Origin of the sequence: Allobosea sp. BK604, assembly GCF_004341515.1 — a bacterium.
Classification (GTDB): domain Bacteria; phylum Pseudomonadota; class Alphaproteobacteria; order Rhizobiales; family Beijerinckiaceae; genus Allobosea.
Window position 1 is genome coordinate 295,153 of record NZ_SLZF01000008.1, and the last position, 24,120, is coordinate 319,272.

The 24,120-nt window shown below is 66.8% G+C and carries 21 protein-coding genes and 1 tRNA gene; 6 read left to right on the forward strand and 16 right to left on the reverse strand.

Annotation, left to right across the window (positions count from 1 at the left end; genetic code table 11):
- Positions 1-101: 101 nt before the first annotated feature.
- The 3 genes from EV560_RS24620 to EV560_RS24630 all read left to right on the forward strand — a co-directional run bounded on the left by EV560_RS24620 (position 102) and on the right by EV560_RS24630 (position 5,395).
- Positions 102-1,325: a GGDEF domain-containing protein gene (locus EV560_RS24620; protein WP_248312181.1), complete on the forward strand. Its 1,224-nt coding sequence runs from the start codon at positions 102-104 to the stop codon at positions 1,323-1,325.
- Between the two features lie 192 nt (positions 1,326-1,517).
- The gene (locus EV560_RS24625) at positions 1,518-2,411 is read left to right on the forward strand and encodes a GGDEF domain-containing protein (protein ID WP_131858464.1); all 894 of its coding nucleotides are present in this window, start codon (positions 1,518-1,520) and stop codon (positions 2,409-2,411) included.
- 155 nt (positions 2,412-2,566) lie between these two features.
- Positions 2,567-5,395, forward strand: a complete 2,829-nt coding sequence (locus EV560_RS24630; protein WP_465247034.1) for a phosphoenolpyruvate carboxylase — start codon at positions 2,567-2,569, stop codon at positions 5,393-5,395.
- A gap of 116 nt (positions 5,396-5,511) precedes the next feature.
- On the opposite strand, the gene EV560_RS24635 is transcribed toward EV560_RS24630, so the two are convergent.
- Positions 5,512-5,802 (reverse strand): hypothetical protein, encoded by a 291-nt coding sequence (locus EV560_RS24635; RefSeq protein WP_131858465.1) that lies wholly within the window; start codon positions 5,800-5,802, stop codon positions 5,512-5,514.
- Positions 5,803-6,035: 233 nt separating this feature from the next.
- Here EV560_RS24635 and EV560_RS24640 point away from each other — a divergent pair, with 233 nt between their 5' ends.
- Together EV560_RS24640 and EV560_RS24645 are read left to right on the forward strand one after the other, a co-directional pair.
- Positions 6,036-7,601 (forward strand): AMP-binding protein, encoded by a 1,566-nt coding sequence (locus EV560_RS24640; protein WP_131858466.1) that lies wholly within the window; start codon positions 6,036-6,038, stop codon positions 7,599-7,601.
- Between the two features lie 29 nt (positions 7,602-7,630).
- Positions 7,631-8,290, forward strand: coding sequence for a DUF1190 domain-containing protein (locus tag EV560_RS24645; RefSeq protein ID WP_165923604.1), 660 nt, complete (start codon positions 7,631-7,633; stop codon positions 8,288-8,290).
- 33 nt (positions 8,291-8,323) lie between these two features.
- On the opposite strand, the gene EV560_RS24650 is transcribed toward EV560_RS24645, so the two are convergent.
- The 15 genes from EV560_RS24650 to motA all read right to left on the reverse strand — a co-directional run bounded on the left by EV560_RS24650 (position 8,324) and on the right by motA (position 22,891).
- Positions 8,324-8,410, reverse strand: a tRNA-Leu gene (locus EV560_RS24650).
- A gap of 208 nt (positions 8,411-8,618) precedes the next feature.
- Entirely contained in the window at positions 8,619-9,590 is a 972-nt protein-coding gene (locus tag EV560_RS24655) for a Gfo/Idh/MocA family protein (protein WP_131858468.1), read from the reverse strand.
- Between the two features lie 103 nt (positions 9,591-9,693).
- Positions 9,694-10,275, reverse strand: coding sequence for a transglycosylase SLT domain-containing protein (locus EV560_RS24660; RefSeq protein WP_131858469.1), 582 nt, complete (start codon positions 10,273-10,275; stop codon positions 9,694-9,696).
- The gene (locus tag EV560_RS24665; RefSeq protein WP_131858470.1) at positions 10,223-11,566 is read right to left on the reverse strand and encodes a flagellar hook-length control protein FliK; all 1,344 of its coding nucleotides are present in this window, start codon (positions 11,564-11,566) and stop codon (positions 10,223-10,225) included. Before EV560_RS24665 ends, EV560_RS24660 begins: the two co-directional genes overlap by 53 nt.
- Positions 11,563-12,771 carry a chemotaxis protein gene (locus tag EV560_RS24670; protein WP_131858471.1) on the reverse strand — a complete coding sequence of 403 codons (1,209 nt, stop codon included), beginning with the start codon at positions 12,769-12,771 and terminating at the stop codon, positions 11,563-11,565. The genes EV560_RS24665 and EV560_RS24670 overlap by 4 nt, the downstream gene beginning before the upstream one ends.
- Positions 12,768-14,066 (reverse strand): MotB family protein, encoded by a 1,299-nt coding sequence (locus EV560_RS24675; RefSeq protein ID WP_131858472.1) that lies wholly within the window; start codon positions 14,064-14,066, stop codon positions 12,768-12,770. Before EV560_RS24675 ends, EV560_RS24670 begins: the two co-directional genes overlap by 4 nt.
- 44 nt (positions 14,067-14,110) lie before the next feature.
- The gene (locus EV560_RS24680) at positions 14,111-14,809 is read right to left on the reverse strand and encodes a hypothetical protein (RefSeq protein ID WP_131858473.1); all 699 of its coding nucleotides are present in this window, start codon (positions 14,807-14,809) and stop codon (positions 14,111-14,113) included.
- Complete coding sequence (gene fliF / locus EV560_RS24685) at positions 14,806-16,434, reverse strand: flagellar basal-body MS-ring/collar protein FliF (protein WP_131858474.1); 1,629 nt, start codon at positions 16,432-16,434, stop codon at positions 14,806-14,808. Before fliF ends, EV560_RS24680 begins: the two co-directional genes overlap by 4 nt.
- Before the next feature lie 182 nt (positions 16,435-16,616).
- Positions 16,617-17,900: a flagellin N-terminal helical domain-containing protein gene (locus EV560_RS36725; RefSeq protein WP_165923606.1), complete on the reverse strand. Its 1,284-nt coding sequence runs from the start codon at positions 17,898-17,900 to the stop codon at positions 16,617-16,619.
- Between the two features lie 284 nt (positions 17,901-18,184).
- Positions 18,185-19,252 carry a flagellar biosynthesis protein FlhB gene (gene flhB, locus EV560_RS24695; protein WP_131858476.1) on the reverse strand — a complete coding sequence of 356 codons (1,068 nt, stop codon included), beginning with the start codon at positions 19,250-19,252 and terminating at the stop codon, positions 18,185-18,187.
- A gap of 14 nt (positions 19,253-19,266) precedes the next feature.
- Entirely contained in the window at positions 19,267-20,322 is a 1,056-nt protein-coding gene (locus tag EV560_RS24700; RefSeq protein ID WP_131858477.1) for a flagellar motor switch protein FliG, read from the reverse strand.
- A gap of 13 nt (positions 20,323-20,335) precedes the next feature.
- Positions 20,336-20,629, reverse strand: a complete 294-nt coding sequence (gene fliN, locus EV560_RS24705) for a flagellar motor switch protein FliN (RefSeq protein ID WP_248312191.1) — start codon at positions 20,627-20,629, stop codon at positions 20,336-20,338.
- 124 nt (positions 20,630-20,753) lie between these two features.
- On the reverse strand, positions 20,754-21,068 hold the full coding sequence (locus tag EV560_RS24710) for a hypothetical protein (RefSeq protein ID WP_131858478.1): 315 nt from the start codon (positions 21,066-21,068) through the stop codon (positions 20,754-20,756).
- Positions 21,049-21,990 carry a flagellar motor switch protein FliM gene (locus EV560_RS24715; protein WP_131858479.1) on the reverse strand — a complete coding sequence of 314 codons (942 nt, stop codon included), beginning with the start codon at positions 21,988-21,990 and terminating at the stop codon, positions 21,049-21,051. Before EV560_RS24715 ends, EV560_RS24710 begins: the two co-directional genes overlap by 20 nt.
- 1 nt (position 21,991) lies before the next feature.
- A complete protein-coding gene (gene motA / locus EV560_RS24720; RefSeq protein ID WP_131858480.1) occupies positions 21,992-22,891 on the reverse strand; it encodes a flagellar motor stator protein MotA in 900 nt (299 codons plus the stop codon).
- Positions 22,892-23,048: 157 nt separating this feature from the next.
- On the opposite strand from motA, the gene EV560_RS24725 reads away from it, so the two are divergent.
- The gene (locus tag EV560_RS24725; RefSeq protein ID WP_131858481.1) at positions 23,049-24,119 is read left to right on the forward strand and encodes a DUF1217 domain-containing protein; all 1,071 of its coding nucleotides are present in this window, start codon (positions 23,049-23,051) and stop codon (positions 24,117-24,119) included.
- Position 24,120: the final 1 nt, after the last annotated feature.

The following is a 24,120-nucleotide window of genomic DNA, read 5'->3' on the forward strand; positions in this document are numbered from 1 at the left end:
CCGGCGTTGCCGAGGGGTGAAGGCATTAACCAGCCCTTTACCCGCGCTTGCTCAGCTGCCGCAAGACGAACGCTCTTCTCCGCGAGGCCGGGACCATGGAGATGTCCGTACCCGCAGCGCTCCATGAGCGCGACCGCCTCGATGCGCTGGCTCGCTACGATATTCTCGACACGCCGGACGAAGAGGCCTTCGACCGGATCACGCGCCTGGTGCGGCGCGTGCTGAAGGTGCCGATGTCGACGGTGACCTTCCTCGATGGTCACCGGCAATGGTTCAAGTCGCGCCAGGGCGTCGCGGCCTGCGAGAGCGAGCGCCGCATCGCGCTGTGCGACATCACCATTCGCGAGAGCGCCCCGCTGATCGTGCCCGATACGCTTGCCGATGCGCGCTTCGCGAGCAATCCGCTGGTGCTGGGCCCGCCACATCTGCGCTTCTATGCCGGCGTGCCGCTGCGCAGCTCCGAGGGGCAGAATATCGGCACGCTCTGTGCCATGGACACGGTTCCGCGCCAGCTCGATTCCGACGCGATCGCGACCCTGTCCGACCTCGCCCTGATCGTGATGAACGAGCTCGAGCTGCGGCTGCTCGCTTCGACCGACGGGCTGACGGGCGCGCTCTCGCGCCGCGCTTTCCGCGAGGAGGCTACGCGCGCGCTCGCGCTCGCGCAGCGCCACCGCCATGAGGCGAGCTGCATCGCCTTCGACCTCGATCATTTCAAGGGGATCAACGATACGCATGGCCATGCCACAGGCGATGCCGTGCTGGCTGGCAGCGCCGCGGCCTGCCGCGCGCTGCTGCGCCAGACCGATCTGTTCGGGCGGGTCGGCGGCGAGGAGTTCGTCGTGCTGCTGCCGCATACCGGCAAACAGGCGGCGCTCGCAGTCGCGGAAAAGCTGCGGGCCGGCATTGCCGCGCAACGCTTCAGCTGCGCCGAGGAGCCCTTCGCCGTCACGGCCAGTTTCGGCGTCGCGACCATCGGCCATGCCGCTGGGGATATCGACGCGGTGCTGGGTGCGGCCGATGCGGCGCTCTATGCCGCGAAGGCGGGCGGCCGCAATCGCTGCGTCACCAGCCCGGCGGGAAACATCGCCGATCCCGCATTCGGACGTCGTGTGCTGAAGGCGGGGCAGATCGTCTTCAATAGCGGTCGCTCGGTGATCGATTGCACCGTCCGGCGCCTCTCCGAGCAGGGCGCGAATATTGCGGTCATCAGCACGGCCGGCGTGCCGGAGCGCTTCAAGCTCGCCATCGAGGCCGATGCCTTCTCGCGCTTCTGCGAGGTGGCGCGCAAAGCCGGAAGCGAGATCGACGTGCGGTTCGCCTAGCTTCTTGTTTTCGCATCGGCTTTTCTAAAATCGCAAGCCAGTTTCGGGCCGACGCGCTCGTCCGCGGCCGGCGCGGCTCCGGTGACGTCGCGGCCTTTGCCGGGGCCCGATCGCTAAAATGCGCGGCAATTCCGATACCCGTCCTAAAACCGGGCCTAGGTAGGAGACGGGCCCGGAAACACGGATGAAAACATGCCTAACCTGCTGATATCCCCGCTGAATCTGCTCCGTTCATCGCTGCTGTCTCAGGCTTTTGCCTCCTGCTTCGTCGCTACACATGTTCCGATCGTCTTCTTTCTCGCCTATGTCGCTGCCGGTGGAGAGATCAGCAGCCAGGCCGTGCTGATCGTCATTCTGCTCGCCACCATTCTCGGCACCGCGATCTCCTTCCTCCTGATGCGGCACCTGCTGGCGCCGCTGAGCCATGTCGTCACCGAGCTCAGGGCCTACCGCACCGAGGCCAGGCGGCCGGAATTCGAGATCGTCCGCAATGACGAGATCGGCAAGTTGATGGCGGAGGTCGGCAGCCTGATCGGCTCGCTCGAGGACAAGCTTTCCCGGCTCAGGCGCCAGGCCCATACGGACGCGTTGACCGGGCTCGGCAATCGCCGCTGGCTCTCCGAGGTCGTCAACGCGGAAATCGCCAAGTCGCGGCGCAGCAAGCAGCCGCTTTCGGTGATCGCCTTCGATCTCGATCACTTCAAGAAGGTCAATGACGAGTTCGGCCATGATGTCGGCGACGAGGTTCTCGTGGCCGTGGCCGCGGTGGCGCGCGAGACGCTGCGCTCCTACGACCTGATCGCCCGCCTCGGCGGCGAGGAATTCTGCGCGTTCCTGCCTGGCTGTGACATCGCCAGCGCCGCCGCGACGGCCGAGCGCATGCGCGAGGCGATCGCGGCCGTGCGGCTCGACAAGATGGGTGGGCGCGGCTTCACCTCGAGCTTCGGCGTGCATGAGGCGGATCTGCAGAGGCAGCGCTTCCGCGACATGCTGAAATGCGCCGATGAACATCTCTACGCGGCCAAGAATATGGGCCGCAATCGCGTTAGCCTCCAGCCCATGCCGGAAGCAGTCGGCCCGGCCTGAGGCGCGCAGGCGGCGGCGATGGAAACAGTCCATTGCCGCCTCTGCAATTGTCGGCAGGTCCGAAACTTGCTTGCCTCTCTCCCTATTCGAAGAGAGCATGATGTCCTCCGAAAACCGCTTCGCAATTTTCGGCATCAGGCTTCGGGAGAGCGGCGATGGCGGAACTCAGCATGGTGGGGCCGGCGGTCTTGAGCGCGGCCGATCTGGCGGTGGAGCTGACGGCGTCGATCGCTCAGGCCAGGCGGGACGCGCGCGAGGATCCGTTCGGCAATCCCGTGCTGCGCGTGACGCTCTCGCTGACCCGGCGGATGGATCGCGGCGAGATCACGCTCGACAGCGCTGCCGCGCTGATCCGGCATCTTGGGCGCGAGGCGATCGCCGAGCGGGCCCAGCGCGTCGCCCGCTATGTCGGCTATGAGCCCGGCGGCGAGGCCGCTTTCGCTGATGTGGCGGAGCGATTGGCAGGTGATGTCGAGACTGCGGCCGAGCCGTTCGAGGCCTATGGGGCGAGCCTGGCAAGACCGCGTTTCGCAGCTGTGTTCACAGCCCACCCGACCTTCGGCATGAGCCGCAAGGTCGCGCATGCGCTGGCCGATCTCGCCTCTGGCGGGAAGCGGGACGAGGTGTTTTCGGCTGAGGACCTGTCGTTCCGGCCGGATGCGACGATCACCTTGCAGGATGAGTTCGAGCAGGCGCGCTTTTCCGTGCGCCATGCGCGCGATGCGATCGACCGGTTCAACGCCGCGCTGCTCGCGGAGGCACGGGCGCGCTGGCCGGAGCGCTGGCGCGAGCTGGCGCCGCGGCCGATCATCCTCGCCTCGTGGGTCGGCTGCGATACGGATGGGCGCACCGATATCGGCTGGTGGGATACGCTGCGCTACCGGCTGGAATCGAAGCGTGGCCAGTTTTTCCGCATGCTGGAGAAGCTGCCGGAGACGAGTGCGACGACGGAGGTGAGGGCGCTGGTCGGCGCCGCCCTGGCCGCGGTCGAGCGGCAGCTTGCTCTGGCGCCGCCGATCTCGTCGCAGCCGAAGCTGGAGGCGCTGCGGGCTTTCGCGCTGGCGCTGATCGGCGAGCGCGAGGCGGCGCTGCCGGAGGCCTCGAGGCTGCTCGCGGCGCTCGACAGGGCGATCGAAGCGGCCGAGGACGAAGAGACGGTGATGGCGCTCGCTCTGGCGCGGGCCGGGGTGGTGGCGCATGGCGTCTCGATCGCGCTGCCGCATTTCCGATTGAACGCCTCGCAGCTCCACAATGCGATGCGCGGCACGATCCATCTCGACGAGGAACCGAGCCTGCCGGCGCAACGGCGTGCCTTCCTGAGCGCGATCAATGCCGAGCTGGCCAAGGTGGAGCCGACGGCGGTCGATTTCGGGGCGCTCGCGGTCGAGCGTGCCTCGGCGACGCGGATGATGATGACGATCACGCAGATCGTGAAGCATGTCGACGGCACGCGGCCGGTGCGCTTCCTCGTGGCCGAGACAGAGACGGGCTACACGCTGCTTTCGGCGCTCTGGCTGGCAAAGCGCTTCGGCATCGCCGAGCGGATCGAGATCTCGCCGCTGTTCGAGACTTCGGATGCGCTGGAACAGGGGCCGCGCATCATAGACGAAGCCCTGCGCAGCCCGCATTGGCGAGCCTATCTGAAGCGGCATGGCAGGCTCTGCATCCAGTTCGGCTATTCGGATTCGGGCCGCTATATCGGCCAGGTCGCGGCGACCTTCTGGGTCGAGCGGCTGAGGAGCCGGATCGGCGAATTGCTGGCGCGCTACGGGCTCACCGATATCGAGCTCGTCATCTTCGATACCCATGGCGAGTCGCCGGGCCGTGGCGCGCATCCCGACAGCCTCGCCGACCGCTTCGCCTATCTCGACCCTGCCTGGTCGCGCCGGGCCTTTGCGAAGGCGGGCATCGCGACGGTCGAGGAGACCAGCTTCCAGGGCAGCGACGGCTATATGCTGTTCGGCACGACCCAGCTCGCAGGCGCGACGGTGGCGCGCATCGCCGAAAGCGTCTTCGGCCTGCGTGAGGAGAGCGCCGAGGACCCGGTCTATGCCGAGCCGGATTTCGCCACCGAATTCTTCCAGACCGTCCGCGACGAGATGAACCAGCTCGTCGACGATCCCGGCTATGCGGCGCTGATCGGCACGTTCGGCCCCTCGCTGCTCGACAAGACCGGCTCGCGCCCGGCGGCGCGGCAGAGCGATGCCGGTGGGCCGGCGCGGATCCGACATCCGCGCGAGCTGCGCGCCATCCCCAACAACGCGATCCTGCAGCAGCTCGGCTGGATGGCGAACAGCATCCACGGGATCGGCCAAGCCGCTTCGCGCTCGCCGGACCTGTTCGGTGCGATGCGCGAGAAGTCGGAGCGCTTCGGCCGGGCCTATCGCCTCGCGAATTACGCGATGGCGCATAGCGACCTCGACGTGCTGCGCGCCTATCTCGATACGCTCGATCCTGGCAGCTGGTTCGACCGCGCGCGGCGCACCGAGCGGGAGGGGCGGCGCGACGAATTGCTCGCGGTGGCCGAGGCCTTGGCCGGGCTCGACCTGGCGCCGGCGCTGCGGCGGCTGTTCTGGCGCTTCGCCGCAGACCGGCTGAAGCTGAAGGAAGCGGGCGGCGAGGCCCCGCACATGAAGGGCAGGCTGGTTGCGCTACATGCGTTGCGGCTGGCGCTGCTGCACAAGATCTGGCTCTCCGCGACGCATATCCCGGATTTCAGACCGCATCTCGGCGTCACCCGCGAGGGGTTGATCGAGCGCATCTTGCGGCTCGATATTCCCGGGACCATAACGCTGCTCGGCGAGATCTTCCCGCTCAATCCCGATCCGACGACCGGGCTTGATTTCGGCGAGCCGCCGGGGCCGCGCGAAGGCGGCGCCTATGAGACGCTGCATCGCGATCTGGTCGCGCCGATGCGCCGGAGCTTTGAGCTCCTGCGCGAGATCTCAGGCGTGATTCAGCATGAGATCGGCGCGTTCGGTTAAGAGCATTTTCGAGCGAAGTGGTTACCGGTTCGCGTGAAGAAAATGCGTCAAAACAAAGGGATAGAGCATTTTCGCGATTCGAGGAAACGCGGAAATTCTCTAAGAGCCCGCTGCGCTCATGCGGCCCGGTCGAGCGCGACCACGACATGGGTATATTCGGGTTCCTGCGGGACGAGATTGGTGCGGGTCTCGTCGAGCCAGCTCGCCAGCTTGACCACCTGGCCGGTGCCCGGGTTCTCGTCCGCATCCTCGGTCGGCTCGATGATGGTGAGCCCGCCGGCATCGATGAAGAAAGTGTGCTCGCCGAACATCTGGCTGAGCTGGCCGATCACGGGGTGATTCTCCGGCACCGCCTGAGCGTTCAGCTGATGCAGGGCGCTGTCGATGCGTGCTTCCGTCAACTTCATGATCCGTCCTTTCGCGAGGCGTTGTGACGTGTTGGCGGGCGAGAGAAGCGTCTGCCAACACGTCACAGACTAAGGGCAGAATTCGATGAGGAGCTGTCGCTGGTCTGGCGGTTCGGTGAAACCAATGCGACGGAAATATGGGCCGGGCGCGCGATAATGGGCGCGGCTCCATTGAAACCGATCCGCATCCCTCTAGGTTGAACCTCGAGGATGAAACAGCCGGGAGAAGCTGCATGGCGGCCACGGAATTCGACGCGCGCGGCGCACGCATCACCCTGTTCCGTGCGCTGCTGCAGACGGTGGCGCGCCACGGCAAGGACCGCATCGCGCTGGAGGATCCGCAGCGCCAACCGATCAGTTATGGCAGGCTGGTGCTCGGCGCGCTCGTGCTCGGCCGCAAGCTCGCCAGCAAGACGGCGCCGCGCGACCGCGTCGGGCTGATGCTGCCCAATGTCCAGGGCATGGCGGTGGCCCTGTTCGGGCTCTCCGCCTATGGCCGCGTGCCGGCGCTGCTCAATTTCACGGCGGGACTGAAGAACCTGAAGGCGGCGGCCGAGCTTGCCGATCTCGCGACGATCGTGACCTCGCGCCGCTTCGTCGAGCAGGCCAAGCTCGACGACGAGATCGCCGCTCTCGGCGAGGGGCGGCAGATCGTCTACCTGGAGGAAACGCGGGAAGAGATCACCAGCCTGGACAAGCTCCGGGGCGCGCTGGCGAGCCTCGCGCCCGGCCTTGCATTGCGGACCTATGAAGCGCGGCCGGACGATCCGGCGGTGGTGCTCTTCACCTCCGGCACCGAGGGCAAGCCGAAAGGCGTGGTGCTAAGCCACGCCAACCTGGTCTCGAACGCGCGCCAGGTCTTCGCCCTGGCAGACGGCATCCTGTCCGAGCGCGACATCTTCATGAATCCGCTGCCGGCCTTCCATTCCTTCGGATTGACCGCGGGCCTATTGGTGCCGCTGTTCCACGGCATGAAGGTCGTGCTCTATCCAAGCCCGCTGCATTACAAGCAGGTGCCGAAGCTGATCGGCGATACCGGCTGCACCTTCCTGCTCTCGACCGACACGTTCCTTCAGGGCTATGCGCGTGCTGCAGATCCGGGCGACCTGAAATCAGTGCGCTATGTCGTCGCCGGGGCCGAGCGGGTGAAGCCGCAGACGCGGGAGATGTGGGAGCCCTATGGCACCACGATCCTCGAAGGCTATGGCTGCACCGAATGTTCGCCGGTCATGGCCTGCAACACGCCGACGGGGACGCGCGCCGGCAGCGTCGGGCGGCTCTTGCCGGGCATCGAAGCGAAGCTCGAGCCGGTCGAAGGCATCACCGAGGGCGGCCGGCTCAGCGTCCGTGGCCCGAATGTCATGGCCGGCTATCTCAGCAGCGAGGCGGCGGGCGAGATCGTTCCGCCGGTCGGCGGCTGGCATGATACCGGCGATATCGTTGTGATCGATGACGGCTTCATCACGATCAAGGGCCGGGCGAAGCGTTTCGCCAAGCTCGGCGGCGAGATGGTGTCGCTGGCGGCGGTCGAGTCGATGATCACCGGGCTCTGGCCCGGCTTCAACCATGTCGTGGTAGGCCTGCCGGACGCGCGCAAGGGCGAGCAGCTCGTGCTCGTCACCGAGATGCCCAATGCCGACAAGCGCGCCCTGCAGGAGACGGCGAAGGCGCAGGGCTTTCCCGAGCTCTGGGTGCCGCGCGCGATCCTGGTGACGAGCGCGATCCCCGTGCTCGGCAGCGGCAAGATCGATTATGGCGGCACGCGCGAGCTCGCGCTCAACATGCGCCCGTTGTTATGACGCCACAATTCGGGAGCAATGCCCGCTCCATGATCATGACTGCTGCTTCGACCTTCGCCGCCACCTTGCGCGTCGCTGCGCTGCTGCCGGCTCTCTCCCTCACTGCGCCATCCGATCTCGCCGCGCAGGCGAGCGGCACGGTCTATGAGCGCCGCGACGAATGTATCGAGGTCGGCAAGCTCACGGCGGCGCAATGCGATTTCGCCTATCGCAACGCCCGCGCCGAATTCGAGCAGAAGGCGCCGCGCTATGTCTCGCGCGCCCTTTGCGAGCGCAGCCACAAGCGCTGCGGCGCGCAGGTGAGCTCGACCGGCGGCTGGGAATCCTTCGGCCGCGGCGGCGCGACCTATGTGCCGCGCTTCACCGGCGTGCGCGTGACGGGCGAGGGCACGGCAAGCCGGGCCTATCCCGTCGTCGAGGGCGCGACCAAGATCGCCTTCGCCGGCCGACAGGTGCTCTCGCTCGACGACAAGGTCGCGGGCCGGCGCGGCACGGTCGGCGTCGTCGCGGTCAGGGGCAATCACGGCCAGACGCTGCAGCACAATACCGGCCCCTATATGAAGCGCGGCGACCGTGACGACACGGTGCGCGTGCCGATGGAGACCAAGAGCATCGGCTCGGATGTGCCGCCGGGGCTTTATGTCGATCCCGATGGAGTCGAGTGGTACAAGCCGGCGCGGCGGCACTAAGGGCGTTTAGGCAGACGATCGATCTGCCGGGAATGGTGCGGACGGCGGGACTCGAACCCGCAAGCCTTTGAGGGCGCAAGATTTTAAGTCTCGTGCGTCTACCAGTTTCGCCACGTCCGCATTCCAGCCGGAGCCGAATGGCCGGCTCCGATCCCGGGCAGCGGCCCGCTTGTGGAAGTGGACCGAGCCTGTCCGCAGGCGTAGCGAGCGCGAGCCCTGCGCGCAACTAGAACATTTCAGCGTTTCCTCGAAACGCGAAAATGCTCTATCTACTTGTTCTGTCGCATTTTCTTCACGCGAACCGGTGCCCACTTCGCTCGAAAATGCTTTAGCTCGCGAGGATGGCCTCGACAATTTCCTGCACGTTCAGCGCCTCCTCCAGCGTCGCGAGCTGATGCGCCTGCCCGCGCGTCAGCTTCGCCACGCCGTCGAGCTGGCGCTTGAGTGCGAGCGGGCGCGCTTCGGCCTGTGGCAAGGCATCGGCAGCGCGCTGCCAGGAGCCGTCGGGCAGGCGGCGCTCGGCGAGCGACCAGTCGCAGAGGCGGACGGCGCCCTTGTCGCCCTCCAGCAGCCAGATGTTGTGGTCGTCCTTCGCCGTGGTGCCGACACTGCCCTTCAGCGTGACGGGCAGGCCGCCGGCCATCAGCGTCGCCTCGATGCGGCGTTCGGACTTGTCGGTCTCGGGATAGGCGACGCTCGCCCTCAGGTCCTGCAGCGGCCCGCCGAGGCGGCGGCTGAGGAAGAGGAAATGCGAGACGACCTCGCGGGTGAAGCCGCCCTGGGCGCGGCGGTCGAGCCAACCTGCGGCATCGGCCTGCCAGGAGCGCGGCCAATTCGCGAACGCGACCTCGATCTCGATGCGCTGCGGCGTGCCGATCTCACCCTCGGCGATCCAGCGCTTGAGCTGGTCGACGGCGAGGGAGGAGGCGAAGGGGAAGTTGACCGCGCCCTTGCCCCCGGCTTCCGTGACGAAGGCGCGGGCATCGGCGACATCGACCGCGAGCGGCTTCTCGCAGAAGATCGCCTTGCCGGCGGCGAGCGCGGCGCGGGCATGACCGAGATGCGAGGCGGGCGGGGAGGCGATGTAGACGCAGTCGCTGGCGGCCATGATGGCGGCGGCATCGGGAAGGCGCGGCACATCGGGGAAGCTCGCGGCGATGCGCTCCAGAGCGGCCGGCGCCGGGTCCCAGATCCCGGCGACGCGCCAGAGATCGGGCGTCTGCTGCAGGATAGCGCCGAGCAGGCGTTCGCCCATGATGCCTGCGCCGATGATTCCAATCGAAACTCTGCTGTCGGTCATGGCTAGGCTCACTCTTCGGCGCTTGGCTGGCCGGGGCGAGATGCCGCCGGCGGATCGGCCGGAGTGGTAGTGGAAGCAGTGACGCTACGCCAGCGAGCGGCGCTCAGAGCGCCGCGTATTTCGCGCCGCAGAAGGTTTTGGCGTTGCCGGTCCATTGGCCGAACCCGGTCGCGACCATGTTGCGGATCACGGTGCAGACATATCGCTGCTGGGCCGGGTTGTTGTTCGGGCCGGCATGATAGCGCGCGACCGCCATGGTCCAGGTGTCGTGACGCGCCTTCAGGCGCTTCAGGAACTTGGCCGAATACTCGACGTTCTGGGCAGGGTCGAACATCGCATCCAGGCTGGGGAACTGGTCGCGGTGATAGTAGTGGTTGATCTGCATGCAGCCGATATCGATCAGCTTCTGCCCGCGGGCGCGGGCCGCGTTGAACTCGGCCAGCGCTTCCTCCTTGCTCTTCCCGAAGAAGGGGCGGCCATGGATGTTCAGCGCATAGGGCTGGAGCGAATCGCGCCGGCCGCTCTCGGTCAGGCCGACCGAATAGAGCACGCCGAGCGGGATGTCATAGGCCTTGGAGGCGCGCATCATATGCGCTTCGCAGACCGTCTGCGCCGCTGCCGGCGCCGTCAGGCTAAAGATAGAGATGAGGATCGCCGCCAGGGCGGCGGGTCTCTGCGACGTCATGCGTATCGTCCTTGTTGGGCGCATCCTGGGTCCAGCTCTGGCGACGGGCCTCATGGCCTTGCTCGCCCTGCCGGAACTCGTTGAAGCCGCGGCCGCCGCCATCGCGGCCATCCGGCGTCTGCTGAGGCTGGGCGCTGTCCTGGCGGTGAGCGGCTCGTTGCCAATCGCCCGGCATGGAATCGACATGGACGGTCTCGACCGTGACGGCATCGGCCGAATAGCCGCTCGCCCGGATGACCTCGCGCAGCGCTTCCTTGTCCTGGCTGAGCATGGTCGCCGTCTCGGCGCGGCTGGCTTCGATACGCATCTCCATGCCGCCCTGCGACAGGCGCATCTTGATCGTGATCGTGCCGAGCTCGACCGGGCGCAGCTCGAGATGAAGCAGCTTGGTCGGCGAGGCGATCTCGCTCGACTTGACCGAGTCGAGCTCGGGGATCGCATCGGCGGCGCGCGAGGAGGCGACGAGCTCGGCGGCCGCCTGCCGGATTGGCTCGACGACTTGCTGGAACGGGGAGAGCCGGGTGACCGGCGGCAAATGCGTTTCCTGATGGGTGACGGCGATGGTGAGCGGGCTGCTGCCGCTTTCGCCGCCGTGCGCCGACTGAGCCTTCTCACCGTCTTCGGTTTGCGACTGCGCCGCGACGGCACCGGCTTCGGTCGTTGCCGGGGCCTTCGACGCGCCGGGGTCCTTGAGCGCGTCGGCGAACTGCGTCAGCAGCGAAAGATCGGGAGTCGGCGCCTTGTCCTGGCCGGGCATGGCGATGCCCGCTTCCGCCCGTGCATGCTGGCCGAACCTGCCGACATGGCTCGCGCCGGTGCCCTTTGGGGCGCTGCCGGTCAGAGCCTCGGCGAGCGCTGCCTCGGGCAGTGAGCCACGGAGGCCGCGGTCGGGGCGCGCTTCGCCCGGTTTGCCCGTGACGGCCGGCTTGCCGTCCGGCATCTGGAACGGACCAAGGAGCAGCCGTGCGGCGGTCGAATCCGCGGTTTGGGCCGGACCGGACGGCAAGGCGGGCTCGCTGCCTGGTGCGTCGGTCCTGAGCGTCTCCGCGAGGGCGGCGAGCGGCGCGTCGTTGGCCTTGCCCTGCTTGTCCGCCTGCTCCGCTTTTTCGGGCTTTTCCGGAGTATCAGCCTTGGCATGGGATTTCTTCGGGTCGAGGCCTTTCAGAAGGGCGCCGAAGGCGGAGCCGTGCTCGTCGCGGCCGGGGCGCTTGAGCTGGTCCTTTCCGGTTGCACCGGCGATGGTCTTGGCCGAGCGCGGATCGGGCCCGAGCGGCGTGTCGAGACGGTTCATCGCGCCTTCTCTCCCTTGATCTGGACCTTGAGGAGGTTCTCGGCCTCGCCGAGGCCGCGTTCGGCCGCGGTCACGAGCGGCTTTTGTCCTGCGTCAAAACTCGGCGGCGGCGCGTCCTCTTTCGGGGTCTGCGTGGTCGGGGCCGGCCAATCGGTGATGCGGGTCGCGACGCGCAGAGCCGTATCCAGGATCGGCTTGTCGGCAGCGGGCAGCTTGGCGGCGTCGATCGCCTTCAGGCTGCCGAGCGCGGTCTCTTCGCGATCGCTGGCGACGCGCGAGGCGGCGAGATAGAGCGCGGCGCGGCTCGCGGCCTCCTGGTCGGCGCCGGAGAGCTTTACCGCCTCCTCGGCGGCGCGGCGCGCCTGCTCGAAGCGGCCCCGGATCAGGGCGTTGCGCGCGACGATCAGGAAGACCGAGCGCTGCTGCTCGCCGTCGAAGGCGCGCATGGTCGCGACGAGCTGGGGAAACTTGGCCGGGTCGCGGCCGACATCGAAGCGCACCAGCGCGGCGGCGAAGGACTGTCGGAAGCTCTCGGCATAGACCGAGTTCTCGAAGCGGCGCAGATATTGCGAGGTCGCCCGCTCCAGCCGCTCGAGATCGCTGATCTCGCCGGCGATGAAGATGGCCCGGCGCAGCGAGGCTTCCTCGACGAGCGTGCCCGGCGCGAGCAGCCGGGCCTGATCGAGCAATTGCAGCGCGCGCTTCTGGTCGGTGCGGGCAACGAGATTGGCCTGTACGAGCGCGAGCTGGCCGCCGAGCGCATCGCTGAGACTGGCCGGATCGAGCGGCATCAGCAGGGCGCGGGCCTTGTCGCTGTCACCAAGGACATAGGCGAGCGCGCCCTGAGCCAGGCCTTGCGGCAGGCCGACGGGCTCGCCCTGTTTCAGCAGCTCGTTGAGGATACCGGGCTGGCCACCGCTGAGCACATAGAGCACGGCGGCGCGGGTATTGCGCGGGTCGTTCCAGGTGACGGGGGAGGCGCCGGCGAGCGGGGCCTCGATCTCACGCAGCAGGTTGCGCTGAGCGGCATGGGCGGCGCGGTTGCCTTGCGCCGCCTGGTTTTGCAGCGATTGCAGCGTGCGCACGAGCTGGAAGGGCTGCGGCTGCGCTGCGGCCGCAGCCGGCGCCTCGCTGGTCTCGGCCAGGGCCGGTGCCGCCGACAGGCAGAGCACGGATGCCAGCAGGACAGTGAGGCTTGGCCTCATGTCCGCTTCTCTCGGACGAGGATTTCGATGCGGCGGTTCTCTGCGGCGGCGGGATCGGCGACCCGCAGCTTGCGGCTGGCATAGCCCTCGACATGCTCGATACGGGCCTCGTCGATGCCGCCGCGGATCAGCAGATCCTGGGCGGTATGGGCGCGGGCGGTCGAGAGCCGCCAGTTGTCGCCACCGCCGGAGCGATAAGGCCGGGCGTCGGTATGGCCGCGAATGATGATCGAGCCCTCGCGCTTGTTCAGCACGGTGGCGACGCGCTGCATGATACTGACGGTCTCGCTGGCCGGTTCGGCCGAGCCGATGGCGAACATGCCGAAATTGGCATTGTCGGTCAGGCTGATCAGCACGCCCTCGTCGGTGCTGCGGACCTCGACCTGCGGCGCATCCTGGCGCTTGCCGTCGCCCTTGCCGCTGGTGATCGCGCTCGCAATGGCGGCGGCGACGGCTTCGTCGGCCTTTTGCTGGGCCAGCGTCATGGCGGAGGCGGGCAGCTTTTCGCCCGGACGCGGCGTCATCGGCTGGCCCGTCCCGGTGCGCGCCGAGGCGGCGTTCTGGGCCTCAGCCCTGCGCTCGGCGGCGGAGGGCTGTTCCGCTGCGGGCTGGGCCGGCGCGGCCGCCTCGGATGCCGGCGGCTTGGCGGCAGTGGAGGCGACGACGGGCACTGTCGGGGCGACGACGGGCTTTGCCGCATTGTCGCTCGAAGGCGCGGCGGGATCGGGCTTGCCGGGTTGCTCGCCCTGGGGCACCTGGCGCCAGAAATTCGGATCGAACGGGTCGCGCAAGGCTTCGCCACCCTGCATGCCGGGCTTGCCGGTGGTGCCCAGCGTGATGGCAGAGGCGCGCTCCGCGCCGGGATTGGGTCGCGCGGCCGAGGCTTCGGCGAGGATGGCGTAGGGGTCTTCGAAAGGCGCGGAGGCCTGGGCGCTTTCCTGCAGCCTGGCGCTGGGATGGCGCTCGGGCGCCTTGCTCGTGGTGCCGGCGGACTTGCCGTCATGGCGGCTGGCATCGTCGACATCGCCGGGGTCGGTCGGCTGGGGATCGCGCACGCCCTTGCGGTCCTGGGTCACGTCGGAGAGGCGGATCGGGTTGAAATATTGCGCGACCGTGGTGCGGGTCTCGCGCGTGGTCGAGTTCACCAGCCAAAGCACGAGGAACAGCGCCATCATCGCCGTCATGAAATCGGCATGCGCGATCTTCCAGACGCCGCCCTTGGGGATGTCCGCGGTCCGGCTGCGCGAGCGCCGGATGATGATGAGGTCGGGACCGGTCTTTTCCATCTCGGGCATCAGGTCGAACTCAATCCGGAATCAATCAGGCAGGGATGTCGGGGTTACGCGTCGTCGTCGTGCGGGCCGGCAGAGACCACGGCCGGCCGGCGGCGCCGGTCGGGGCCCTGGCCTTCGAGCCGGGCGATCCAGGCCCCGATACGGGTCTCGATCATCGTCTCGCCGACGAGGATGGTGACCTCCGCCGCGTCGTTCTCCTCGAAGCTCACCGCGCGCTCGGGCGGGAACACGCGACGCAGCGTCTCGACCAGCATTTGGGGGCCGGCGACCCGGACGAGCGCGCCGTCAGTGCCGCTGAGCAGCGGCGTGATCTGCTCGATCAGGGCGCGGCTTGCGGCGGCGCGCAGCTCCGTTGCGAGGAAGGGGCGCAGCAGCCGGCCGACCGTGTCGGCGATCCGCTCGCCGACGTCATCGAGCGCCTGCGGAACCTGGGCGGCCAGTACGGTGGCGACCTCGTCGGCCCAGGCCTGGCGAGCGCTTTCGAGCGCGGCGGCGTGCTCGGACTGCAGGCGTGCGAGCTGTTCCTCGGCCGCGAGCTGCGCCTCGACCCGCCCGGCTGCGCGGCCATTCTCGAAGATCTGCTCCAGATCCGGCGCCGGCTCGCGCGGCGGGGCCTTGGTCAGGAAGGAGGGGAGCTCGATCGGCGCGATCGCAGGAGCGGGTGCATCTGGGGTGATCTCGACAATGTCGAGCTCGGAAATATCGAAGCTCGGGATGAATTCGGCGGCGGACCGGTGTTTCATGCGGGTTCTCCCTCATGGATCCAGCGCTTGAGGATGGCGGCGGCCTGGGCCTCGTCGAAATCGATCAGCTGTTCGAGCTTCCTGGTCGGCGAGCGCTGGGCGGCGGCGGTGAGGTCCTCGATCAGGTTCAGCGGCGGGCCGGCATCGGCGAGCTGCGGCGGGGCGCTGGCGGTGATCGCCGGCGTCTCCGTCGCAGTGATCGCCGCCACATCGGTCTGCGGGCGCTTCAGGATGGCGTTGACGGCGGGGCGCAGGCCGAACCAGATGATCAGCGCGGCCAGGACGAGAATGGTGACGGCGTTGATCAAGGTGCCGGACTGGCGCATCAGCGCCTCGCCGATACCGATTGGCGGCTCGGGCTCGAGGGTGCGGCTGCCCTGCAGGAAGTCGACGGCGAGCACCTTGATGTTGTCGCCGCGGGTATTGTTGGCGCCGGCGGCCGAGCTGACGACCTGCTTGACGTCCTCGAGGCGCCGCTCGATCGCATCCGGGCTCGGATCGGGGCCGAGGGATTCGATCAGGCGCGGCCGGTTGATCAGCACCGCGATCGACAGCTTGGCGATGGCATAGCCGTCGCTGACCGTGTTCACCTTGCGCGAGGAGATCTCGTAATTGGTCAGCTCCTCGCGGCGCTGCTTCTCCTCGCTCGAGCGCTGGCCGCCATCGGCGCGCACGGCACGCTCGGGCAGGTTCTGCTCGACCGTGGTCGGCTCCTGCGTGGCGGAGTTCTGCGAGACGTCGTTCTCGCGGACGACGCGCACCGAGCGCTCGACCTTCGAATCCGGGTTGAAGATGGTCTCGCTGGTTTCCTTGCGATCGGTGTTCAGGTCGGTCGCGACGCTGATCTCGAAATTGGCGAGGCCGAGATAGGGCGTCAGCGCCTTGCGGACATTGTCCTGGATCTCCTGGTTGACCGTCTGCTGCAGGCCGTTGAGCTTGGCCGTGCCGCCGTTCTGGCCGGGCTCGCCGCCGGTGGCGAGCAGGGTGCCGTCGGTGTTGAGCACGGTGACCTTCTCGGCCGCGAGGCCGGGCACGGCGGAGGCGACGAGATGGCGGATCGCCTGGGCGATATTGCCGGCGCCCGAGGTCTCGGTGCGGACGACGACGCTGGCCGAGGCCGGCTGCTGGTCGCGGCGGAAGGAGCCCTTGTCGGCGAGGACGAGATGGACGCTCGCCGCCTTGACGCCGCGCATCAGCTGGATGGTGCGGGCGAGCTCGCCCTCCAGCGCGCGGACGCGGGTGATCTCCTGCATGAAGGAGGTCAGGCCGAGCGAGCCGAGCTTGTCGAAGAGCTCGTAGCCGGCGCTCGAGCTGCGCGGCAGGCCCTTCTCGGCGAGCAGCATGCGTGCCTGGGCCGCCTGCGACGGCTTCACCAGGATCTGGGTGCCTTCGGCATTGACGTCGAAGCGGATGCCGGATTCCTGCAACGCCGCGCCGATGCGGTTGACGTCCTCGCGCTGCAGGCCGCCGTAGAGCACCGACATCTCGGGGCGGCTGAGATAGTAGGCGCTGACGGCGATCGTCGCGAGGACGAAGAGGCCGATGCCTGCCAGCGCCGCGAGGCGCTTGTAGCCGAGCTGCTGGAGGTTGAGCCAAATCTCTTCAGCGTATTGCCGACCCGGCATGGCCATTCCTTCTGGAACTGGAAAAGCGAGAGCTTGGCGTGGCCCGAATGCCGGGAGCCGTTCTTCGACGCCACGCTATGCCCGGACTGTCGGCTGCGAGCCTTGCGCGGGTCTTGCGCTGCAAAAGAAAAGGCCACGCTCCGAAGAGCGTGGCCCGTTGTCGCGAGGCGTGGAGCCCGAGATCAGCCGCGGAAGAGCGACAGGATGCTCTGGCTGTTGCCGTTGGCGATCGAGAGCGCCTGGATGCCGAGCTGCTGCTGGACCTGCAGAGCCTGGAGGCGGGTCGATTCGGCGTTCATGTCGGCGTCGACCAGCTGGCCGATACCGCGGTCGATCGAGTCGACCATCTTCTTCACGAAGTCCTGCTGACGATCGATGCGGTTCTTGATGGCGCCGAGATTGGTGGCGGCGTCAGCAAGTTCGGCCGAAGCATCGTCGACGGCCAGGATGTAGGTCTCCAGCGCCTGCAGGTCGTCCGGGCTGTCGGTCAGGCTGGAGATGTCGATCGAGGAGATGCTGAACTCGCTCCAGGCGCCGTCGCGAAAGACGTCGTGGCTCTTGTCCAGGATACCCTTGGCGGTCTTGGCGGTGCCGGCATCGGCAGCCGTGCCGATGGCGGTGGTCTCGACCAGGCCGCCGTCGCTGGCGGTCATGGTGATCGCCGCGTCGGCGCGGTTGGCGAACACGACGGTGTCGCCGTCGACGCCGACCGTCAGCCCGTCAATGCCGAGCTTGTTGATCTGGTTGGCGATATCCTTGACCGTGCTGCCCTGGCTGATGTCGAACTTGTAGTTCGTCGCGGTGCCGCCGGTCGGGGTGACCGTCATCGTGATCGTGCTCGTCGTCGCCGGAGCCGTACCAACGGTCGTGGCGTCGAACGTGTAGACGCCGGCCGTATCGACATAGGCGGCGGCAGTATAGGTCGCGTCGTAGGTGCTGTCGTAGAGCTTGATGTCGTCGAGCTTGACGTCGACGGTGTCGATGGAGACGACGCCGCCGGCGCGGGAGAAGGACGAAACGACGCTCTTCGTCGCGTTGTAGTTGGCATCGTCAGAGTTGACCGAGAGCCAGTTCTCCGAGTTGAACACCGAGCTGTCGGCAGCGCTCTTCAGATCGTCGAGCATGTTGTCGACGTCCGACTGGATCTTGGCGCGGTCGACACCAGGAGTACGGGCCGTGGTCAGCTTGGCCTTGAGGTCGGCCATGATGTCCGTGGTCGAGGTCAGGCCGGTATACATCGTGTCGATGGTCGCAGCGCCGAGGCCGAGCGAGTCCTGCACGGCGCCGAGCGCCTTGTTGTCCGAACGCATGGTGGTGGCGATCGACCAGTAGGCAGCGTTATCCGAGGCGGTCGCAACGCGCTGACCGGTCGAGATGCGGCTCTGGGTGGTGGCAAGGTTCTTGTTGGTCGCAGACAGCGTCTGCAACGCGGTCATGGCCTGGGAGTTGGTCAGAAGGCTGGTCATTGGGATGTTCCTCATTCGGAATTGAAGGGGAACATTCCGGGTTTTCACCGGGATGGCAGGGCGGCATCATGCCTTTGACGGTGGGGCTCGCCCAACAGGTCAACCTGCCATGTGACGATCATTGCCGGACAAAGCTTGCGCGAGGCTTACCAGGTCGCGAAGGATTTTCGAGGCTCAGCGAAAAGTTCCAAAAAATCGCGCAAGTCATTGTAAAATATCTAAAAATGAAAGCGGCGCCTTCGGTCAAGGCCGGGGCGCCGCGACAGATCGAAGGGCACAGGCGCTCAGGCGACCTTGCGGGCGTAGACCATGCAGAGCAGCTCGGCCACGACCTTGTAGAATTCCGGCGGGATCATCTGGTCGATCTGAACGGCGGCGTGGAGCGAGCGGGCGAGCGCGCGATCCTCGATCACCGGGATATCGTTGGCCTCGGCGATCTCGCGGATCTTGAGCGCGATCAGGTCGGTGCCCTTGGCCAGGACCAGCGGCGCGCCGCCTTCCTCCTGCACATAGCGCAGCGCGATGGCATAGTGCGTCGGGTTGGCGACGACCATGGTGGCGCGCGGGACATTGGCCATCATGCGGTTGCGGGCGCGGTCGCGGGCAAGCGAGAGGCGGCGCGCCTTCAGGATGGGATCGCCCTCGGCCTGCTTGTGCTCGTCCTTGATCTCCTGCTTGGTCATGCGCAGCGAGCGGCGCCAGGACTGGCGCGTCCAGACCAGGTCGACCGTGACGATGACGATCGTCGCGACGCAGGCCGCCGACAGCAGGCGGATGGCGATGCTGAGGATCATCTCCGGAATTGTGCTTGGATCCTGCAACATGGCCGTCATCACCGTGTTCTTGTCTGACTTGAGGATCAACCAGGTCACCACCGCGATCGCGATGAACTTGGCCAGCGACTTGGCGAACTCCATGAAGCCCTGAAGGCCGAAGATGCGTTTCCAGCCCGCCGCGGGAGAGATCCGCGAGAACTGCGGCGTGATGCGCTCCAGCGCCAGCTGCGGCGGATGCTGCAGGAAAGAGGCGCAGAGTCCGAAAACCATGAAGAGCAGCAGCAGCGGACCGATGAAGGCGGCGGCCTGAAGCGCGGCATGAACGAGCAAGGTCGAGGTGTTCTTGCTCGTCGAGATGTCGAAGCCGGCCGGGTCGCTCAGGAAGGCCGAGAGGAACTGCGTGGCTTCCCCGGCGCTGGAGCGGACCAGGAAGACCAGGCCGATCAGCGTCGCGGCGATCGAGGCGAAGATCGGCGCTTCCTTGGAGGAGGGCGTGTTGCCACGCTCCTCCGCATCCCTGACCCTCTTCTCGGTCGGTTCTTCGGTCTTGCTTTCCTGGTCCTGTTCGTCAGACAAGCTCTGCTACCACCCTATTGGAAATAGGCGGTGTCTTCGCCGTCGGAGTTGAGCTCGACCTCGCCGCGGCTGGCCATGTCCAACGCCATGTCGGTGATGAAGCGACGCGCCTCGATGACGTCGCGCTGCAGCGCCGGCTCGCCGCCGTCGAGATCCTGCTGCACGATGCGGCGGGCGCGGGCCGCGAGCGAGGACAGGATCTGCTCCCTGAACTGCGGCTCGGTACCCTTGAGCGCCATGACGAGGCGATCCGTCGGCACCTGATCGAAGATCGCCATGCGCGAGCGGATCGGCAGCTTGACGATGTCCTCGAAGGTGAAAAGCAGGCCCTTGAGCATCTCGGCGGATTCGGGACGGACCCGCTGCAGGCTGTCGAGCGCCTCCTCCATGTCCTGGCTCTCCATCTTGTTGAGGATGTCGGCCATGCGGGCATGCGTGTCGGCGCCCTTGTTGCGAGCGAGGTTGAGGGTGAAATCCTCGTGCAGCGCCTTCTCGACGATGGCGTTCGACTGCTCCGCGACCGATTTGAGGTTGAGCATGCGGCGCATCAGGTTGTGGCGCATCTCGGCCGGCCATTGCGTCATGACCCTGGAGGCGCAGGCCGGCTTCAGCTTCGACAGCACGAAGGCCGCGGTCTGCGGATGCTCCTTGGCGAGATAGGTCGCGAGCGCGCTTTCCGACATGGCGGAGACGCGGTCCCAGACCGAGCGATAGGTCGCCTCGGCCGACTCGCCGATGATCTCGGTGATCTCCTCGGCCGGGATCATGCCGGTCAGCAGCTTCTCCACCTCCTCCGGCGAGCCGAACAGGTGCATGCCCTTCGAGAAATTATCGCTGAACTCGTCGACGAGGGCGGCGACCTCCTCGACCGGGACCGAGCCGAGCTCGGAGGCGCGCCGCATCAGCACCCGGACCTCGGCGGCGTCGAAATGCTTGATCATCCGGCCGGCGAGCGGCTTGCCCATGGCCAGGATCAGCGCCGCCGCCTTTTCGGGGCCGCGCAATTGCAGCGGCTTGGCGGGGACGGCTGGCGCCGTGGCCGCGCCGGAATGCTTCGCAATCGCGGTCATCGCGTGGTCCGCCTTACTCAACGAACTTCGACTGGAGCCCGACGATCTCGGTCAGCGAGACGCCGAAGCGGCTGTTGTCGTCCTCGACGATCACGACTTCGCCGCGCGCGACGATGCGGCCGTTGACGACGACGTCGACCGGCTCGCCGACGCGATGGTCGAGCTGCACGACCGCGCCGCGGCGCAGCTTCATCAGATTGGCGACCTGCATGCTGGCGCTGCCGAGCACGACCTGGATCGTGACCGGGATCCGCATCACCGCATCGAGATTGAGCGGCTCCGAATGGGTTTCCGTCGTGGCGGCCATGTCGGTGGCGGCCTCGCCGAGCAGGGCGGCCTCGGACATGCTCGCGCTCGCCAGGTCGGACATGGTGACGGGCTGGGGCTTCTTCATTCCTGGGTCTCCTGGACTTTATCGAATGAGCGATCGCTCAGGCGGCGTTGCTGCGCCTGGCCGCGGCGGGAGCGGGTTCGAGGCGGGCGGCCAAAGCCTTCAGATCGACGATGACGCGCCGGCCGGCATCGATGCGCAGGCCGAGCTCCTCGACGACCTCGCGGCCGCTGGCATGGAGCTCATGGATGGTGCGCTGGATGGTATCGAGGGCGGCCTCGGTCTGGCTGAAGACGCGCTCGAACTCGAGATGGTAGGCGCGCAGGCGCTTCAGCTCCCGGTGCATCCGCAGGACCTGCAGACTCGTCAGCACCAGGGCGACGAAAAGAATGGTTTCACCGAGATAGTAGGTCATCGAGAAACTCCTGCTCGTAATTGGCGCTGTCTTCGATCTTCAGGACATAGGAGCCGTCGCGCTGTCCGAGCCGGCACCAGAAGACCGTTTCGTCATTGCACTGGAGCTGGACCAGCGAGCGAGGTGAGGCCTGGAGCTCGAGCACCTGGCCGATCTTCAGCGCGCTGATCTCGCCGAGGGAGATGGGGCGCTCCTCGAGGATGGCGGAGAGCTTGACCTCGGTCCGCTGCACCTTGCTCTGGATCTGCTTGCTCCAGCGCGGATCCCGGACGGCCGAACCCGAAAGCACGCGCGACAGGTTCTGGCGGAACGGGTTCAGGGCGGTCTGCGGGATGACGATGAACATCCCGCCGCAATTATCGAGGCCCTGGATCAGGAACTGCGCCTTGACGGCGAGGTTGCTGCGGCTGCCGATCGCCGCGAAATCCATGCGGGTCTCGATGCGCTCGAAATGGAAGGAGGTGTCGCAGACCGGGGCGAAGGCGGTCTTGAGGTTCCTGGCCACGAGCTCGAACACGGCCTGCGCGACCTGCATCTCGATATTGGTGTAGGGCCGCTCGTCATCCGGGAAATCCGGCTCGTATTTATAGGCCGGCTCGCTGCCATCGGCACCGAACAGGACTTCGAGCAGGGTGAAGACGACGTCGCGGTCGAAGCCGATGAGGATGCGCGAGTCCCATTCCGGGGAATGGAAGATGCCGGCGATGGCGTTGTAGCTATGCCCGCCCAGCGCTTCGCCGATACGCTGGCTCTGCACGCCGGCGAAGGAGAAATAGGCCGGCGAGGAGGACATCTGGCGCACGGTATCGGCGCAGCTGGTCGAGAGCCGATCGAAGATCAGCTGCAGCATCGGCAGCCGGTCGATCGAGATGCCGGTCGACTCGAGGAGCTTGTCCTCGCGGATCACTTGCGTCGCGCTCATCTCAGGCGGCTTCCTTCTGGGCGCGATCATTGGCCGGAGCGCGCTGGGCCGCGCCGCCGATCGTCTTCTCCTCGACCTCGTCGATGGAGGGGCGCTCGCTCGCCGAGATGACCTTGCGGCCGTATTCGAGCGCCACCTGCGGGGCTGCGCCGTTGATGAAGGCGAGCAGCGTCTGCTTGACCACGACGTAGACGACGAGCTGCTTCTCGCGGGTCGTCTTGATCTTGTAGGCAATCGGGCCGATCACCGCGTAGGAGAAGAAGATGCCGGCGAAGGTGCCCACCAGGGCGGCGCCGATGAAGCCGCCGAGCAGGGCAGGCGACTGGTCGATAGCGCCCATGGCCTTGATGACGCCGAGCACGGCAGCGACGATGCCAAGGGCCGGCAGGCCTTCCGAGACCATGTTGAGCGCGTAATAGGGCTTGAGGCTGTCCTGGTGCATGCTGGAGATTTCCTCGTCCAGCAGCGCCTCGATCTCGTGCGCCTGCGCCTTGCCGACGATGACCAGGCGGAAATAGTCGCAAATGAAGGTCAGGAGCCTCTTGTCGGCGAGGATGCTCGGGAAATTCGCGAGCAGCGCCGAGTCCTGCGGCGCCTCGATATGCTGCTCGACCTCGGCCCGGCCCTTGCCGCGCAGCTCGCGCATCAGCCCGTAGAGCACGCCGAGCAGATCGAAATAAAGCGCCTGCTTGGGCACCGCGTTGCGCAGGGCTTCGCCGGTTGCGAAGGCGCTGTCCTTCACGACCTTCATCGGATTGGCGATGATATAGGTGCCGATCGCCGTGCCCAGGATGATGACCAGTTCCCAGGGCTGCCACAGGACCGCGATATGGCCGCCCATTGCGGCAAAGCCGCCGATCAGCGAACCAACCGCGATCAGCAATCCGACCAATACGCTCAAGGCGCAGCTCCTTTCCGCAAGTTACGGAAGAAGCAGTAGGAAGGCTGGCTTGCGCGGGGCTGAAACGGCGTGAGGGCGCCGCGAGTCAGGCCCGCACAAGCCTGGCTGCCGACGATGCCGCCCAGGCCATATGGCCTTAGCCTCTCATGGGTGCCGCATGATCTCGACGACCCTTGCTTATCAGGCGGTGACCCGAAACCTGACGCAGTCGCTGGAACGCACGGCTGAAAAGCCGGATGTCGCGACCGAGACCGCCTATTTCGAGAAGAATATCGGCAAGGTCAAAACGCTCGACGATTTCATGGCCGACGACCGGCTCTATCGCTATGCGGTCGATGCCTACGGGCTCGGCGACATGGCCTATGCCAAGGCCTTCATGCGGCGCGTACTGGAGGAGGGCGGCAACTCGCCCGACAGTTTCGCCAGCCGCCTGTCGGATCCGCGCTACCGCGTTTTCGCGGCGGCCTTCGACTTCTCCGGCACGGAGAAGCAGACGCAGCTCTTCACGGACAACATCAGGACGGTGAACACCGTCACCTTCTTCGTGCACAATGAGGGGCTGTTCAATTACGCGATGAAGGCGTTCGGGCTCGAATCCATCAAGGACAAGTCCGACGAGATCATGTCGGCGATGCATGCCGGCAAGTTGACCGGAAGCTTCGGCGACAAGGAGATCGACGCCAAGTTCCGCGATTTCCTGAAAGTCTACGATTTCGCGAAGAACGGCACGCGCACCACCTTCGATCCGAAGCTGCTGCAGGAGACGACCGACCGCTACCAGGCCGCCGTCCGGGCCGAGCAGATGCAGCCGACCGTCGACCGCTATGTCCGCCAGCAATTCGAGGAGAACGAGGGCGCCAGCAACGAGAATGTGCGCCTCGCCCTCTATTTCAGCCGCAAGGCGCCCAGCCTGAAGAACGCCTTCCAGGTGCTGGCGGACCCGGCCTTGATCCAGGTGGTGCAGACCGCGCTCGGCATCCCCAAAGAAACCTCGGGGATGGATATCGACAGGCAGGCGGACCTGATCTCGAAGAAGCTCGATTTCGCGAAGCTGCAGAATCCGGAGGAACTGCAAAAGTTCCTGACCCGCTTCACCGCCATGGCCGATGCCCAGGCCGGACCGCCCATGTCGGCCGCGCTGACCATCCTAGTCGGTCCGCCGGCATCGGCGGCGATGACGACCGACCTGCTGATGAGCATCCAATCGCTGCGCCTCGGAGGCATGTGAC